At 63.0% G+C, this 16,432-nt stretch carries 16 protein-coding genes; 11 read left to right on the top strand and 5 right to left on the bottom strand.

Features of this window, described 5'->3' with window-relative positions; genetic code table 11:
* Positions 1-107 precede the first annotated feature (107 nt).
* From DWU99_RS05745 to mfd, 6 genes are all read left to right on the top strand, one after another.
* Entirely contained in the window at positions 108-749 is a 642-nt protein-coding gene (locus tag DWU99_RS05745) for an NAD(P)-dependent oxidoreductase (RefSeq protein ID WP_115477000.1), read from the top strand.
* A 57-nt stretch (positions 750-806) separates the two neighbouring features.
* A complete protein-coding gene (locus DWU99_RS05750; RefSeq protein ID WP_115477001.1) occupies positions 807-1,748 on the top strand; it encodes a 23S rRNA (adenine(2030)-N(6))-methyltransferase RlmJ in 942 nt (313 codons plus the stop codon).
* Positions 1,749-1,786: 38 nt separating this feature from the next.
* Positions 1,787-2,302, top strand: a complete 516-nt coding sequence (locus tag DWU99_RS05755) for a Slp family lipoprotein (protein WP_115477002.1) — start codon at positions 1,787-1,789, stop codon at positions 2,300-2,302.
* Between the two features lie 25 nt (positions 2,303-2,327).
* Positions 2,328-3,236, top strand: coding sequence for a cation diffusion facilitator family transporter (locus DWU99_RS05760; protein ID WP_115477003.1), 909 nt, complete (start codon positions 2,328-2,330; stop codon positions 3,234-3,236).
* Positions 3,237-3,378: 142 nt separating this feature from the next.
* Positions 3,379-3,993: a GNAT family N-acetyltransferase gene (locus tag DWU99_RS05765; protein WP_199535702.1), complete on the top strand. Its 615-nt coding sequence runs from the start codon at positions 3,379-3,381 to the stop codon at positions 3,991-3,993.
* Positions 3,994-4,095: 102 nt separating this feature from the next.
* Complete coding sequence (gene mfd, locus DWU99_RS05770; RefSeq protein ID WP_115477004.1) at positions 4,096-7,551, top strand: transcription-repair coupling factor; 3,456 nt, start codon at positions 4,096-4,098, stop codon at positions 7,549-7,551.
* Positions 7,552-7,567: 16 nt separating this feature from the next.
* On the opposite strand, the gene egtD is transcribed toward mfd, so the two are convergent.
* Positions 7,568-8,545: an L-histidine N(alpha)-methyltransferase gene (gene egtD, locus DWU99_RS05775; protein WP_115477005.1), complete on the bottom strand. Its 978-nt coding sequence runs from the start codon at positions 8,543-8,545 to the stop codon at positions 7,568-7,570.
* The gene (gene egtB, locus DWU99_RS05780; protein WP_115477006.1) at positions 8,542-9,798 is read right to left on the bottom strand and encodes an ergothioneine biosynthesis protein EgtB; all 1,257 of its coding nucleotides are present in this window, start codon (positions 9,796-9,798) and stop codon (positions 8,542-8,544) included. Before egtB ends, egtD begins: the two co-directional genes overlap by 4 nt.
* Before the next feature lie 185 nt (positions 9,799-9,983).
* Between egtB and DWU99_RS05785 the strand changes: the two genes are divergently transcribed.
* Complete coding sequence (locus DWU99_RS05785; protein WP_115477007.1) at positions 9,984-10,454, top strand: DUF6491 family protein; 471 nt, start codon at positions 9,984-9,986, stop codon at positions 10,452-10,454.
* Between the two features lie 65 nt (positions 10,455-10,519).
* Here the strand turns inward: DWU99_RS05785 and DWU99_RS05790 are convergent, their stop codons facing one another.
* The 3 genes from DWU99_RS05790 to DWU99_RS05800 form a co-directional block, all read right to left on the bottom strand.
* Positions 10,520-10,915: a hypothetical protein gene (locus DWU99_RS05790; protein WP_115477008.1), complete on the bottom strand. Its 396-nt coding sequence runs from the start codon at positions 10,913-10,915 to the stop codon at positions 10,520-10,522.
* A 64-nt stretch (positions 10,916-10,979) separates the two neighbouring features.
* Entirely contained in the window at positions 10,980-13,166 is a 2,187-nt protein-coding gene (gene rlmKL, locus DWU99_RS05795; RefSeq protein WP_115477009.1) for a bifunctional 23S rRNA (guanine(2069)-N(7))-methyltransferase RlmK/23S rRNA (guanine(2445)-N(2))-methyltransferase RlmL, read from the bottom strand.
* A complete protein-coding gene (locus DWU99_RS05800) occupies positions 13,163-13,690 on the bottom strand; it encodes an alpha/beta hydrolase (protein WP_115477203.1) in 528 nt (175 codons plus the stop codon). Before DWU99_RS05800 ends, rlmKL begins: the two co-directional genes overlap by 4 nt.
* 65 nt (positions 13,691-13,755) lie before the next feature.
* On the opposite strand from DWU99_RS05800, the gene DWU99_RS05805 reads away from it, so the two are divergent.
* The 4 genes from DWU99_RS05805 (at position 13,756) to DWU99_RS05820 (ending at position 16,431) form a co-directional block, all read left to right on the top strand.
* Positions 13,756-14,322: an N-acetylmuramoyl-L-alanine amidase gene (locus DWU99_RS05805; RefSeq protein WP_115477010.1), complete on the top strand. Its 567-nt coding sequence runs from the start codon at positions 13,756-13,758 to the stop codon at positions 14,320-14,322.
* Positions 14,323-14,383: 61 nt separating this feature from the next.
* Positions 14,384-15,250 (top strand): acyl-CoA thioesterase, encoded by an 867-nt coding sequence (locus DWU99_RS05810; protein WP_115477011.1) that lies wholly within the window; start codon positions 14,384-14,386, stop codon positions 15,248-15,250.
* A gap of 14 nt (positions 15,251-15,264) precedes the next feature.
* Positions 15,265-15,663, top strand: a complete 399-nt coding sequence (locus DWU99_RS05815; RefSeq protein ID WP_115477012.1) for a hypothetical protein — start codon at positions 15,265-15,267, stop codon at positions 15,661-15,663.
* Between the two features lie 57 nt (positions 15,664-15,720).
* The gene (locus DWU99_RS05820) at positions 15,721-16,431 is read left to right on the top strand and encodes an arginyltransferase (RefSeq protein ID WP_115477013.1); all 711 of its coding nucleotides are present in this window, start codon (positions 15,721-15,723) and stop codon (positions 16,429-16,431) included.
* Position 16,432 lies beyond the last annotated feature (1 nt).

Consider the following 16,432-nt stretch of genomic DNA (forward strand, 5'->3'; position numbering starts at 1 on the left):
AATGATTGTCAAATATAGCTTGACAGTCAATTATGGATTGGGACGTTTATCGAGCCAATGCAAGCGCGCATGCTTTGCTCCATCGACTTCCTTGATGGAGATATGCCATGAAACTGGTTCTGTTCGGTGCCACCGGCCACATCGGCCACGCGATCCTTGAAGAAGCACTCGCGCGCGGCCACGACGTGACGGCGGTGGTACGCGATGCCGGACGCCTCGCGACGCGCAACGCGAAGCTGCATGTCGTAGTGGGCGACGTTGCCCAACCCGGCAGCTGGCGTGCCGCGGCCCAAGGTGCCGGCGCCGTGATCGCCAGCCTGTCTGCACGCCGCGACGGCAACCCGGACAATGTCCCGAACGCCGCAAAAGCCTTGCTCGATACCCTGCCCGCCATCGGTGTGAAACGTCTGCTGTGGGTGGGCGGTGCCGGCAGCCTGGAAACGGCGCCGGGCGTCAAGGTGATCGACGATCCGAATTTCCCCGCGGCGTGGAAACCGGAAGCCGAAGCCCAGGCACGCACGCTGGACATCTTCCGTGCCAGCAAGGCCGACATCGATTGGACCTATATCAGCCCCGCCGCCCTGATCGAGGATGGCGCACGCACCGGCAGCTATCGCCTGGGCGGCGACAAGCTGCTGACCGACGCCAACGGCGTCAGCCGCATCACCGTGCCCGACTATGCCGTGGCCTTGCTCGACCGCCTGGACGAGCACGACGCACCGCGCCAACGCATTACCGTGGCGTATTGAGTCGGCCTCGCAGCAGGCTGGGATCTATACTCATCACCCCAGCCTGCAGCGACCGCCATGAACTACCGCCACGCCTACCATGCAGGCAATTTTGCCGACGTCCTCAAACACAGCGTGCTGTTCGCGCTGATCCAGGCGCTGCGGGTCAAAGACACGCCTTTTGCCCTGATCGACACCCACGCGGGCAGCGGCTGTTACGCACTCGACAGCGAGGAAGCCGGCAAGACCGGCGAATATCGCGAAGGGATCGCACGCCTGCTGTTTCCCGATCTGCATCACTCGGCGCATGCATCCGGCGCGGCACTGCCGCCGTTGCTACGCCATTGGCTCGACACGATCCTGTCGCTGCCGGGCAACGAACATGGCCTGAAGCTTTATCCGGGTTCGCCACTGCAAGCCGCTCGCGCCATGCGCGATACCGACAGCGCGCAACTGTGCGAACTGCATCCGGAAGAAGCGGCGAGCCTGCGAGAGCTGTTCCATCATGATCGTCGCGTGCACGTGCATAACCGCAACGGTTACGAAGCGCTGAAGGCGCTGCTTCCGCCCAAGGAGAAGCGCGGGCTGGTGTTGATCGATCCGCCCTATGAAGCACAGGAAGCGGAATATCGGCTGATCGACACCGCCTTGAAGGCAGCGCTGGAACGCTGGCCCACCGGCATTTACGCCATCTGGTATCCGATCAAGCTTCGCAGCCAGGTGCAACCGTTCCTGCGCGGATTGCAGCACGGCTCCGCGCGGCGCGTGCTGCGCGCGGAGCTGCTGGTGCATCCGGACGATTCGCCGCTGCGCCTGAACGGCTCGGGCATGGTCATTCTCAATGCACCCTGGAACCTCGACCAGGTGTTGCGCGAACCGCTGCGGGCGATGGCGCAGCTTTTGTCGCAAGAACGCGCGGCGGAATGGCGACTCGATTGGTTGAAGCAGGACAACGACGCGCAAGCCGAACCGAAACCCACGCACATAAGCCGACTACCGCCACCGAAGCGGGCCCGCTAAGCTCGATCCCTGTCAGGCTTCATGCAAGGATCATCGTCATGCCGATTCGCCTTTCACTCCGTTCACTGCGTTGGTTCGCTCCACTGTTTGCACTGGCGCTATCGGCGTGCGCACCGGCACCGATCTACAAGGTTGCTCCCGGCACGCTCGCCGTCCTGCCCGCCCAGGTTGCGCAATCGCCCGAGCAATACGGCAACGGCCAGGTGATCTGGGGCGGCAGCGTGATCAACGTGCGCAATTTTCCCGATCACAGCGAAGTGGAAATCCTGGCTTATCCGCTGGACTCCTCGCAGCGGCCTCAACCAAACGCGCATGCAGCGGGTCGCTTTATCGCGATCTTTCCGGGCTATGTCGAATCGTTCAATATTCCAGGCGGTTCGTTGATCACCATCAGCGGACAATTGAACGGCAGCCGCGCGGGGATGGTGGATCAGGCGGCCTATGTCTATCCGCTGGTCAGTGTCGCGCAATCGCATGTGTGGACGGCGGCGGAGATGAGCCAGGGTCATACGGATTTCCATTTCGGCGTGGGTGTAGCCGCAGGCTTCCGCTGATATCGGATCGGCAAGGAGTGGATGCGTGTCGGGCCATGCCAATTCACTGAAGGCCATCCTGCTCGCGCTGGGCGCGAATTTTGCGATTTTCATCGCCAAGCTTGTCGCCGCGATCATGACCGGCTCCGGCGCGATGATGGCCGAAGCCGTGCATTCGCTGGCCGACTGCGGGAATCAGGGACTGCTGTTGCTGGGCATGCAACAGGCGAAAAAGCCGTCCTCCGAGGAGTATCCGCTCGGCTGGGGACGCGCGATGTATTTCTGGTCGTTCGTGGTGGCGATGCTGCTGTTCGCGGTCGGCGGCCTGTTTTCTATCTACGAAGGCACGCACAAACTTACCGAGCCCCAGCCGCTGAAATGGCCGTGGCTGGCACTGGGCGTGCTGCTATTCGGCATCGCAGCGGAAAGCGTCTCGATGCGTGGCTGCATGCAGGAAGTGAATCGTGCGCGCGGCGAACAGGGCTTGTGGCAATGGTTTCGCGAAACGCGCTCCAGCGAGTTGCTGGTGATCTTCGGCGAAGACCTTGCCGCACTGATCGGCCTGTGCCTCGCCGCGGTGGCGATTGGCGCCACCATGCTCACCGGCAATCTGCTGTTCGATGCACTGGGAACGATCGCCATCGGCGTTCTGCTGGTGGTGGTGGCGTTCGCACTGGCGATCGAGGTGAAGGCGCTGCTGATCGGCCAGGGCGTGGAGCCGCGCCGGCGTGCCGAGTTGCTCGCCTTTCTCGCGAGCCGCCCCGAGGTTGACGAGGTGCTCAACCTGATCACCCTGCAGATGGGACCGGACGTGATGGTGGCGGTCAAGGCACGCATGGCGCCAACGCCGGATAATCTGAGCCTGATCGAGGCGATCAATACCGTGGAACGGGCCATGAAGGCCCACTTTGCCGAGATACGGTGGAGCTTCTTCGAACCGGACGTTGCCGACTGAAAGACATGCTGTAACGCAGCACAAAACCCAAAAGCGCCTCGTTTCAAACGTTCACCGGATAGCTGAAAGCCATGGATAGACGCGAGTAGAACGGTTGCTGCGCATTCATGTTGCAGTGCACACAGTACGCTATAGTATGGTCATGCCCATGACCTCTGCCTGCGAATCCGATTCCACCACGCGCCACGCCCAGCTGCCGCCGCGCAGCAGCGAGCGCTTTGCCTGCCCGCGCATCGTCACCACGCCTCACGGCGAGGTCGTGCACACGGCCGATGGCCGCGAACTGGTGATGCGCGACATCGAGCCCGGCGACATCGCCGCCATCCAGCGCTGCTTCAAGCGTTTGTCCCCGCAAGACGTGCGCCGTCGCTTCATGCATGCGATGTCGGAGCTGCCACCCTCGATGGCTCAGCGCCTGTGCCGCATCGATCCGGCCATGGAAGCGGCCTATGTGCTGATGGACGAAACGGTGAAGCCCGCCGAATTGCGCGGCGTGGGCCGTATCTACGTCGACGAGGCCAGCAACACCGCCGAGTTCTCCGTGCTGGTGGAACTGGAGTGGACGCGCATCGGCCTCGGCGCGCTGCTGATGCAGCGCCTGGTCGACGAATCCTGCCGCCGCGGCCTGAGCGAGCTGTGGGGCTATGTGCTGATGGAAAACCGCCCGATGCTGCAGCTCTGCAAGGAGATCGGCTTCGTCGCCAAGATGGTGCCCGGCGAAGCGGGCACGGCGCAGATCAGCCTCGCGCTTCAATAAGCGCTCCAAACGACTGTCACGGCAGGCCCCAGGTTCGACGCGCTACACTTGCGCGCTCGATTGGCGCGCCACGAGGGCTGCGCCCGCCTACGTCGCCTCTCCATGCCGAATCCGATCAGTCACCCGCCCCTTCCCACCACTCCCAAGCACCGCCGCTTCTGGACCCCGCCACACGGTTCTGCGCGGGCCCTGCTGGTCGCCGAGGCCGCGCAGTCGCACGACGGCCTGCTGGTGGTGGTGACCCGCGATACGCAGCGCGCGCACGCGCTGGAAGACGAGCTGCGCATCTTCGCCGGTTCGCTGCCGGTGCTGCATTTCGCGGACTGGGAAACGCTGCCCTACGACGTCTTCAGCCCCCATCCCGATATTGTTTCCCAGCGTGTCGCCACGCTGTATCAGCTGCCGAGCGTGAAGCGCGGCGTGCTGGTGGTGTCGGCCGCCACGCTGATGCAGCGGATCGCACCACGCACGCATATCACCGGCTCCGGCCTGATGCTGCGCAAGGGGCAGAAGCTGGATCTGGCCGCCGAACAGCGCCGGCTCGAAGCATCCGGTTATCGCCATGTTCCGCAGGTCGCCGAACCCGGCGACTTCGCGGTGCGCGGCGCCTTGATCGACATCTATCCGATGGGCGCGGCCGAACCCTATCGCATCGAGCTGTTCGATGACGAAGTGGAATCGATCCGCAGCTTCGATCCGGAAACGCAGCGCTCGCAGCAACAGGTCGAGAAAATCGAATTGCTGCCTGCACGCGAATTTCCGGTCACTGACGAGGCGGCCAAGGCCTTCCGCAGCCGCCTGCGCGAACGTTTCCCGATCGACGTGCGCCGCTGTCCGTTGTATCAGGACATGAAGGAAGGCGTGACGCCCGGCGGCATCGAATACTACCTGCCGCTGTTCTTCGAGCAGACCGCCACGCTGTTCGACTATCTCGCCGACGATGCGCTGTTCGTGCTCGGCGAGGGAACCGGCGAAGCGGCCGAACAATTCTGGACGCAGACGGCCGAACGCTACGATCAGCGCGCGCACGATATCGAGCGTCCGGTGCTGCCGCCGCTTGAGCTGTACCTCTCGCCCGAACAACTGCGCGAGCAGCTCAACAAGCGCCTGCGTGCGGAAGTGGTCGACAGCAGCCACGAACACGCCGTCTCCGTCGGCACGCAGCCGGCCCCGGAATTGCCGCTCAATCGCAAGGGCGAAGAACCGGGCACGTCGCTGCGGCACTTCATCGACAACTATCCGGGACGCGTGCTGATCGCCGCCGATTCGGCCGGACGGCGCGAAGCCCTGCTCGAACAACTGGCCACTGCCGGCCTGAAGCCGCAGATCGTCGAAGGCTGGCGAGCCTTCCTCGACGACGCCACCCGGCTTGCCATCAGCATTGCGCCGCTGGAACAAGGCTTCGCGTTGACGAAGCCCGCGATTACCGTGCTCACCGAACGCGAATTGTTCGGCGAGCGCGTGCGCACCGAACGCAAGCGCCGGCGTGGCGCGGCGCGCGATCCCGAGTCGATCATCCGCGATCTCACGGAACTCTCCGTCGGCTCGCCCATCGTGCACGTCGATCACGGCGTGGGTCGTTACCAGGGCCTGATTTCGATGGAACTCGGCGGCATGGAAGGCGAGTTCCTCACCATCGAATACGCCAAGGGCGACAAGCTCTATGTGCCGGTGGCGCAGCTGGGCCTGGTCAGCCGCTACTCCGGCACGGCGCCAGAACTGGCACCGCTGCATTCGCTGGGTGGCGATGCATGGGAGCGCGCTCGCAAGAGAGCTGCCGAGAAAGTACGCGACGTCGCCGCCGAGTTGCTGGCGATTTATGCGCAGCGAGAAGCACGCGGCGGCGAATCGCTGCCGATCGACCGTCAACTGGTCGAGGAATTCGGCAGCACCTTTCCGTTCGAGGAAACGCCGGATCAGCTCTACGCCATCGATGCCGTATTGAACGATCTGGCCGCGCCGCGCGCGATGGATCGCGTCATCTGCGGCGATGTGGGTTTCGGCAAGACCGAAGTCGCACTGCGTGCCGCGTTTGCCGCCGCGACAGCGGGCAAGCAAGTGGCGGTACTGGTGCCGACCACCCTGCTCGCGCAACAGCACTACCGCAATTTCGCCGACCGCTTCGCCGACTGGCCGGTGCGGGTGGATGTGCTGTCGCGCTTCCGCTCGACCAAGGAAGTGAACGAAGCACTGAAGCGCCTGGCGGACGGACACATCGACGTGATCGTCGGCACGCACAAACTGCTGCAGCCGGATATCAAGTTCAAGCAGCTCGGCCTGGTCATCGTGGACGAGGAACAGCGTTTCGGCGTGCGCCAGAAGGAACAGTTGAAAAAACTGCGCGCCGAAGTGGACCTGCTTACCATGACCGCCACGCCGATTCCGCGCACGCTGAACATGGCGATGAGCGGTCTGCGCGATCTGTCGCTGATCGCCACACCGCCGGCGCATCGCATGGCCGTGCGCACGTTTATTTCGGCGTGGGAACCCGCGCTGATTCGCGAAGCTTTCCAGCGCGAACTGCAGCGCGGTGGTCAGGTATATTTCCTCCATAACGAAGTGGAAAGCATCGAACGTACCGCACGCGAATTGCAGGAACTGATTCCCGACGCGCGCATCGGCATCGCCCATGGCCAGATGCCAGAACGCGAGCTGGAACAGGTGATGGCGGATTTCCATCGCCAGCGTTTCAACGTTCTGGCGTGCACCACCATCATCGAAACCGGCATCGATATTCCCACGGCCAACACCATCATCATCAACCGCGCGGACCGTTTCGGCCTCGCGCAGCTGCACCAGTTGCGCGGACGCGTGGGACGCTCGCATCACCGCGCCTATGCGTACCTGATCGTGCCGGATCGCAAGGCGATCACCGCCGATGCGGAAAAGCGACTGGAAGCGCTCGCATCGTTGGAAGAACTGGGCGCCGGTTTTACGCTGGCAACGCACGACCTGGAGATTCGCGGCGCGGGCGAATTGCTGGGCGACGAACAATCCGGCCAGATCCAGGAAATCGGTTTCGGACTCTACACGGAACTGCTGGAACGCGCCGTGCGTGCACTCAAATCCGGCAAGGTGCCGGACTTCGATCTGAGCAGCGAACACGAAACCGAAGTAGAACTGCACCTGCCTGCGCTGATCCCTGACGATTACCTGCCCGACGTGCACACGCGCCTGACGCTGTACAAGCGCATCGCCAGCGCACGCGACGAGGAAACGCTGCGCGAACTGCAAGTGGAAATGATCGATCGCTTCGGCCTGCTGCCCGATGCCGTCAAGCAATTGTTCGCCATCGCCGGGTTGAAGTTGATGGCTACGCCGCTGGGGATTCGCAAGCTCGACTTTGGTGCCAATGGTGGACGCGTGACGTTCCGCGAAAAGCCCGATGTCGATCCGATGGCGGTGATCCGCCTCATCCAGAGCCATCCGCGCGTCTACAAGCTGGACGGACAGGACAAGCTGAAGGTGAACATGGAATTGCCCGGCGGCATCGAACGCATCCGGGCGGCCGAGGATATTCTCGGCCGGCTGGGTGCACGCAAAGTGGCCGCGGCTTGAAGGCGCGCGAACAGGCCTAGTTCGCGCCGCTTCGCGTCAGGTATTGCAGGCTGAACAAGCCTTCGGGATCCGTCCACACATGCTGGACGGCAAGTCCGGCGATCGCAGCCAACGCAGCGAAATCCTCAAGCGAGTATTTGCAGCTGTATTCCACCAGCATCGCTTCGTCTTCGCGAAACAACACCTGCAATCTCCCCACGCGCACGCGTTGTTCGCGCTCGCTGACGATATGCGTTTCGATGCGTCCGGCCATCGCGTTGTAGCGCGCACGATGGCGGAACGCGCCGAGCTCGAAATTGCAGCCCAGTTCGCGATTCAATCGCGCGAGCATGTTGAGCGTGAATGCCTCGGTGATGCCGGCGCGATCGTTGTAAGCGGCCTCGATGATGGCGCGATCCTTCTTCAGATCCGCGCCGACAAGAATGCCGCCGTTGTCGCCCATTTCACCGCGCATCTTGCGCAGCAGCTGTGCCGCTTCGCGTTCGTCGAAATTGCCGATGGTGGAGCCCGGAAAATAAATCACCGTGCGGCGCGGTGCGCGCGGCGGCACGGGCAGCCGCAACGGCCGCGTGAAATCCACGGAAAGCTGTTGAATGGGCAGCTCCGGGAAGTATTGCGCCATGCGCTCGCCGCTGAGCCGCAACGCTTCCGAGGCAAGTTCCACGGGCACCCAGGCCACCGGCGCTTCGAGACGTTCCAGCAACAGTCGCGTCTTGATCGCATGCCCGCTTCCATATTCGACCAGACGCGCGTCCGGCCCCAGTACATCGGCGATATCGCCGGCGTGTTCTTTCAACAACGCGATCTCGGCACGCGTGAGGTAATACTCGGGCTGTTCGCAGATCTGCTCGAACAACGCGGAGCCTTGATCGTCGTAGAACAGCCAGGATGGCAATCGCTTGGGCTGCGAACGCAAACCGCGCTGAACAACCTGAAGCAAGGCGTTATCGGGCGGACGTTGTTCGTCCCGCACGAGATAGGCTTGTACGCTCATCGGTCCTTTCCCAATCGGATGCCCGCAAACTGCCAGCGGGCATGGGGCGGAAAAAAGTTGCGGTAGCTGGTGCGAATGTGGTCATGCGGTGTTGCGCAGGAACCACCGCGCAATACCCATTGGCCGTTCATGAATTTGCCGTTGTACTCGCCCAGCGCACCGGGCAAGGGTTTGAAGCCCGGATAGTTCACGTAGGGCGAAGCGGTCCATTCCCACACGTCGCCATACATTTGCTGCAGGCCTTCACCGTGCGCTGGGGCGATGGGATGAAAATGATGTGCTTCCTGGAAATTGCCCTTCACGGGCAGATCCGCCGCGGCGTCTTCCCATTCGGCTTCGGTAGGCAAACGCGCGCCTGCCCAGCGTGCGAACGCGTCGGCTTCGAAATAGCTGATGTGGCATACCGGCGCCTGCGGGTCCAGCTCGCGAATGCCGGCGAGCGTGAATTCGCTGGACAGATCCTCTTGCCAGTACAGCGGTCGTTGCCAACCTTCGCGCTGTACGGTCGCCCAACCATCGGAAAGCCATAGGCTGGCTTCGCGATAACCGCCTTCGCGCACGAATGCCAGGTATTCGCTGTTGGTAACCAGGCGGTTGGCCAGCAAATGGGCCGTCAACCAAGTGCGATGCCGCGGCGTTTCATTGTCATAGGCAAAGCCGCTGCCGTCGCGATGGCCTATCTCAACCGGACCTTCGCGGCCTGGTAGAAAATGCAAGGGCGAGGATTTGCTCCCGCTCGCGGGTGCGGTTGTATCTCTGTAGACAGGACGCAACGGATTGGACCAGAACGCATGCTTGAGATCGGTAAGCAACAATTCCTGATGCTGCTGCTCGTGCTGCAGGCCCAATTCGATGCGGTCGGCAAGCGCCGCATCGAGGCCGCGTGCGATGAGTTCGCCGACCGCTTCATCGATACGCGAACGGTAATCGCGCACTTCTTCCAGCGCCGGGCGCGACAGCAAGCCGCGTTGAGGACGCGCATGCATCGGCCCTACCGATTCATAGTACGAATTGAACAGGTAATGCCATGCGGGATGGGGCGATCGATAGGCGGGGTCGTACCCCAGCACGAACTGTTCGAAGAACCACGTCGTGTGCGCCAGATGCCATTTGCCGGGACTGGCGTCGGGCATAGATTGAACCATGAGGTCCTCGGCACCGAGCCCGGCGCACAGCGCAAGCGTCTGCCGGCGAATGCGCATGAAACGCGCGATGCCATCCTCAGTATGTACGGCGAATGTGGAAGCAGTCATGACACAGGGGAAATCTGGGCGGACTTGCTGCGATACACCTTGTGGAGGGCGAACCAGCGCACGATCATACTCCTCACCATGCCGGAAGTATTGTTCACATTGTGTGATATAGGCATGGCAGGAATATGGCCGCAGCGATACGCTAGGCGATCATTGCGCATCAATACAGCATTGAGGTGACCGTCATGAAACCCGTCATTTCTGTACTGCTGGCTTTTGCTCTTGCATCAGGCATCGGACCGGTGCTCGCACAATCGCAACCCGCACCGCCGCAATCCGCGCCTGTTGCAAGAAACATATTGCCTTTCAGGGACTGCATTCGTACCGACCAGATCAACGAATGGCATATCGTAGACACGAAGACCGTCATCGTGCGCACCGGTCCTTACCAGCGTTACCTGGTGAATCTACAGGCGGATTGCCAGTGGCTGGGCGTGGGCTATCCAAGCATATCCTTCATCCCGAACAACTCCGAAAAGGCGATGGGTTATCGCATTTGTGGTCAGGTAGGCGAAAAGGTTCGCAATAGAATTCAGCCGCCTTGCGGCATTCAGTCGGTCAGCCTGATCAGCGAAGCCCAGTTCAACAGTTACCGCGCGCAGGCCAAGTACCACAGCGTCAGGACACAGCAGCCAGCCAATAACCAGAAGCCTTGAGCTGAAGGTCACACAGAAAAAGAACCCGGCGATGCCGGGCTCTTTTTTCGCTTGGATCACTACGATCAGTAACCGGTGGCCGGGCCGATGTAGCGGGTCTGGTACGGATCGGACGTCACCACCGTGGTCACTACCGGCGGCGGTGCTGCCTGATAGACCACCGTGCCAGGGGCGTAGACGACGGCCGGCGGCGGTGCTGCGTAGTACACGGGCGGACCTGCAACAGCCCCGGCTACGACACCGGCCACCACGCCACCCACGATGGCGCCGGCAATCCAACGGCCGCCGCTCCAGTAGCCGCCACGGTAGCAGCAGCCACCGCGATAACCGTAACCGCCATGATAACCACCGTGCCAACCACCACCGCCCCACGGATGGGCGGAAGCCCCAACCGGCAAAGCCACAGCCGCGGCCAGAGCCAGGCCGATTGCAACGAACTTGCCGACATTACGTTTGGACATGACACACCTCCGTCAAGATGGGTCCAATGGTCGGCCTCGGGGGCTTAATCGGTACTGAAGGTTTTCATTTCTTTACGCGCGCATTTTCCCACGGATTTACCTGCCCCTCAGCCGGACGCAACCGCAGCAGCCAACAGTCGTGGATGTTGGCGCGGCGCGAGAAATCGAACGGGATGCTTCCAGCCCCCCAGTTCTCGATCGTGAGGCGTTCTTCAAGTGCCGCGCTGTCGAGTGTGAAGCGGCGGAAGTTGTTGGAGAACACGATGACGCCATCGCTGGTGAGGCGATCCGCGCAGGCAAGCAGCAGCGCGACGTGATCGCGCTGCACGTCGAAATCGTCCGCGCGTTTGGAGTTGGAGAACGTCGGCGGATCGACATAAATCAAGCCGAAGTGCTCGCGCGCATGCTTCAGGAAACTTGTGGCATCCGATTGCACCAGCCGATGTTTTGCCCCGGAAAATCCGTTCAGCGCAAGATTGCGCGATGCCCACTCGAGGTAGGTCGCTGAAAGATCCACGCTGGTGGTATCGCGGGCTTGACCGGCCGCGGCGTAAACGCTCGCCGTGGCGGTGTACGCGAACAGATTGAGAACCCGGCGCCCCGCAGCCAGCTCGCGCAATTTCGCGCGAACGAGGCGATGGTCGAGGAACAGGCCGGTGTCCAGGTAATCGTAGAGATTGACCTGAAACCTCAGCCCACCCTCCTCCACTTCGATGAACTCGCCACGCTGGTCGAATTGACCGTATTTGGAACCGCCTTTGCCGCGCTCGCGCGTCTTCAGTGCGATGCGTGCGCGTGGCGTTTCGAAAACCTCGCCGGCGACACGGGCGATTTCACGCATGCGCGTGCGGGATACTTCGACAGGCACGTCCGCCGGCGCGCGGTACTCCTGAATGTGCAGATGGGTGGTGCCGGCGATGTCTTGGTATACGTCGATGGCAGCCGCGTATTCGGGAAGATCCTGGTCGTAGGCGCGCCACGCATGAATGCCCTCGCGCTCCAGCCGCTTGCGCAGATGACGGACGTTTTTCTCCAGCCGGTTTTTCAGCATTTGCGCGCCGGCTGACAAGGGCGCCTTTTCGCGCGGCGTCTCATCGCGCGGATGCAGTTCGAAAGTCAGCAACACGGTTTCGAGTGCGCCGTTGTACAGCGTGTACTTCTTGTCGGCACGCAGCGTGGTGGCGCGTCCCAACTCCGCGTCTCCCGCAAGGATGGCGGCGCGCCAGCCGGTAAAGCGATCGCGCAGGGTTTCGCCCAGCATGCGATAGAGCTTGGGCATGCTTTCGCGTTCCCCAAGCCGTTCGCCGTAAGGCGGGTTGGTGATGACCAGCCCCTGGGTGACGCCCGGCGGAGGCGCCACATGCTGCGCATCGTGACGATCCAGCGTGAAGAACCCTGCCACACCCGCTTCCTGCGCGTTGCGCTTGGCCGTCTGCACCATGCGCGGGTCCGTATCGGAACCGAAGAAGCAGGTGCGCAGCGCAGGCAGCCCGGCTTCCGCGCGCTTGCGCGCTTCGTCGAGCAAGCTTTTCCACAACGGAATGTCATGCTGCTTCCAGCCGAGGAAGCCGTAATACGAACGACGCAAGCCCGGCGCGACGTCGGCCACCATCAACGCGGCTTCGATCAACAGCGTGCCCGAGCCGCACATCGGATCGAGCAGCGCGCCGCCCTGCGCATAGATCGCCGGCCAACCCGCGCGCAGCAGCATGGCGGCGGCCAGGTTTTCCTTCAGCGGCGCCTCGCCTTGCTGTTCGCGCCAGCCACGCCGATGCAATGGCGCACCGGCCAGGTCGATGGACAGCGTGGCGCGATCGCGCCGCAGGCGCAGGTTGATGCGGACGTCCGGCTCTTCGGTATCCACGGCCGGACGCTCCTGCCCGCGCTGGCGGAACTGATCGACGACCGCGTCTTTCACGCGCTGCGCGAGAAACTGGCTGTGCGCCATGTTGCTTTGCGTGGTGTTGGCGTCCACCGCCAGCGTGGCATGCAGTGCGAGGTGTTCGGACCAGTCGATGGCCTGCACGCCTGCGTAGAGCGCCTCATCGGAAGCGGCATCGAATTCGGCGATGGGCAACAGTACGCGGCTGGCAAGGCGCGACCACAGACAAGCGCGATAGGCCGTTTCAAGGCTGCCGGAAAAACGCACGCCGGCCAGCGCCTCGTGCACGTCGGTGCCGCCCAGGGCCATCAGTTCGTCGCGCAGCAGGTATTCGAGCCCCTTGGGGCATGTTGCAAAGAAGTGATTCAAGCGCGTGTCGCCAGCTGTTCCAGGAAGAAGCCGAACTGTCGGCCGATGGCATCGACATGTGCGGCAAGACGGTGATCATCGTCCACCACGAGCAACGGAAGCTGACGGCGACCGGCAAACTCGTAGATGTCGTCGAGCGGGCAGACGTCGTCCTGCCATCCGTGGATGAGCAAGGTGGGGACGTCCAGCCGCACATCGAACGTGAAATCGCTGCCGGGAATCAAGGCGGGCGTGGCAAGCAGGAACAGACCGGCCACGGGCAGCTCCAACGAAGCCAGGCCGGAAACGAAGGCGCCCATGCTCGACCCCACCAGTACCGGCTGCGCGTCGCATGCGGCAATGCGCTGGTGCAGGCGCGCGATGCGCGGCGCTACGGAACCCGCATGACCCAGCGCGTCGTCTTCGCGGTAGTCCGGACGTTCGGTGCTCCACCCCATCGACTCGGCGATCTTCGCCAGCGCGCTGACCTTGGTGGCATCCGGACCGGAATCGGAACCATGGGAAAGTATGATGTGTCCGGGCATGGCGATCTCCGTCGAGGGGCCCAACAGGACGCGCATGATAGCCCTGCTCATGCGAGACTGCCGTCATGCCGATGCTCACTATTCATGACCAGCCGCTTCCCTACGTGGCAAAACTGCCCGAGCGGCCAGTCAGTTCCGTGACATGGGTGGTCATTCATTGCACCGAGCTGCCCGATCTGGCAACCGCACGCGAATACGGCGAGAAGGTGCTGTATGAAAGCGGCACCGGCAACAGCGGCCACTATTACATCGACCGCGACGGCACGGTCTATCGCTACGTTCCAGGCAATCGCGTCGCCAATCACGTGCGCGGCCACAACCCGCAGTCGATCGGTATCGAACTGGTCAACCGGGGACGCTATCCGAACTGGTTCGACTCGCACCGTCAAACCATGACCGAGCCCTACACCGCGGCACAGATCGCTTCGCTGCGCGCCCTGCTTGCGCAATTGCGCTCCGAATACCCCAACCTGCACGAGATCGCCGGCCACGAGGATCTGGACCTGGCCCGGGTGCCGGCCAGCGACGATCCCCACAAGGAAGTCCCCCGCAAACTGGACCCCGGACCGCTGTTCCCATGGGACGAGGTACTTGCCGGCAGCGGTCTGGCGCGTATTGGCGCGAGTCCGTAGTCCACCAGTATCGGCCTCACCCTATAATCGCGAACCTCCTTACGCCACCTGGGCTATCGGCATGCCGGAAACACACGTCAGCGAACTGGTCGAGCTGTTGGAGCTCGAGCGGCTGGAAGACAATCTTTTCCGCGGGCAGAGCCGGGATATCGGCACGCGTTTCGTGTTCGGCGGGCAGGTGCTGGGCCAGGCCCTGGCGGCGGCGCAGCAGACGGTCGATTCCTCGCGCGAGGCGCATTCGCTGCACGCGTATTTCCTGCGGGCCGGCGATATCGATGCCCCCATCGTGTACAGCGTCGAACGCGCGCGCGACGGCGGTACGTTTTCCTCGCGCCGCGTGGTGGCCATCCAGCACGGCCAGCCCATTCTCAACGGATCGATTTCGTTTCAGGTTCCCGAGAAAGGCGTCGAACATCAGTCCAGCATGCCGGAAGTGCCTGCGCCCGAGGACCTGGAGCCGATGCACCGGGTACCGCGCGAGGAGTTGGCGCGTCTCCCGGTAAAACTGCAGCGCTGGCTGGGTAGCGACGGCCCGTTCGAATTCCGCCAGGTGTGGCCGCGCGATGAACTTCATCCGGCCAAGCGCCCGCCGATCCAGCACATCTGGTTCCGCCTCACCGCGCCGGTGAATGGCTCGGCCGGGTTGCATCGCGCCTTGCTGGCGTATGCCTCCGATTTCCACCTGATCGGCACGGCGACGCTGCCGCACGGCATTTCCTACGTCACCCACAACATCCAGATGGCCAGCCTCGACCATGCGCTGTGGTTCCATCGTCCGTTCCGGGTCGACGAATGGCTGCTTTATTCCTTCGACAGCCCCACGGCGCAGGGCGCGCGCGGACTGGCACGCGGACAGATCTTCAGCCGCGACGGGCGACTGGTGGCCTCGACGGCGCAGGAAGGGTTAATCCGGCTGCGTGGCGATTGACTTAAACTGTCCTTATGCGACTGCTCTATACGTCACCCCGTCAGGAAAACATCGACCGCGTTGTCGCCTACATGGCCGAGAACGGGGTGGAAACGACGATCACCAACCGTTCCAACTGGAACCGTCCGAGCTACCAGCGTTTCAGCTACCAGCAACGCAGCGAAAGCCGCGACAGCTGGCCCCAGGTCTGGATCACCCGCGCGGACGACTACACCAGGGCTCGCGAGTTGCTGCGCCAGCTCGGCATCGACCCGACGGTCCGCCACGCCGAGGAGCTGAACATCGCGCGCAATCCGGAGGCCTCCCTCTACGTCCGCCGCGAACACACGGTGGCCCGGGCGCGGCGCATCACGTTGCTGGCCATCCTGGGCGTGTTCATGGTGCTCGGGCTCCACTACCTGCACGTGCTGTAAGAGCCTGCAAAATCTAACGCTTGCCACGGCAGCCGGCGGCGGTCATAGAATCGCCCCATGCGCTCCGATCACGTCCGCCTGTTCCAGACCTTGCCGCACAGTTGCGGCTATTTTGCTGGGCGCACGGCGCAAAACCTGGTGATCGACCCCGCGGCGCCCCAGCTGGACCGGCTGTACGGGGCGGCTCTGGATCACGGCTTCCGCCGCGCTGGCGGGCATCTCTACTTTCCGCACTGCCCCAGTTGCCATGCCTGTACGCCGTGCCGCATCGACGTGGCCAACTTCAAGCCGGATCGCTCGCAGCGCCGCTGCCTGAAGCAAAACGCCGACCTCACCGTGACCGAGCGCATGGCCGGCTACAACAGCGAACGCCACGCGCTCTACTCGCGCTATCTGCGCACCCGCCACCCAGGCGGCGGCATGGATGAAGCCGAGGCCAGCGACTTCCGACGCTTTCTCACGGCGCCGTGGAGCCCCACGCTGTTTCTCGAGATGTATCTGAACGACCGTCTGCTCGGCGTCGCCGTGACCGACGTGTGCGCAACGGGCATTTCGGCCGTCTATACGTTTTACGATCCCGACGAACAGCAGCGCGGCCTGGGCACCTTCGCGATCCTGCAGCAAGTGGAGATGGCGAGGCGCAACGGCATACCGTGGGTCTATCTCGGCTTCTGGATCGACGGCCATCCGAAGATGGACTACAAGCGCCGATTCCAGCCGTTGCAAGTGCGCACAGTGGAAGGCTGGACTGCGCTCAAGCGCCGCTGAT

The organism is Dyella psychrodurans (assembly GCF_003363265.1).
Classification (GTDB): Bacteria; Pseudomonadota; Gammaproteobacteria; order Xanthomonadales; family Rhodanobacteraceae; genus Dyella_B; species Dyella_B psychrodurans.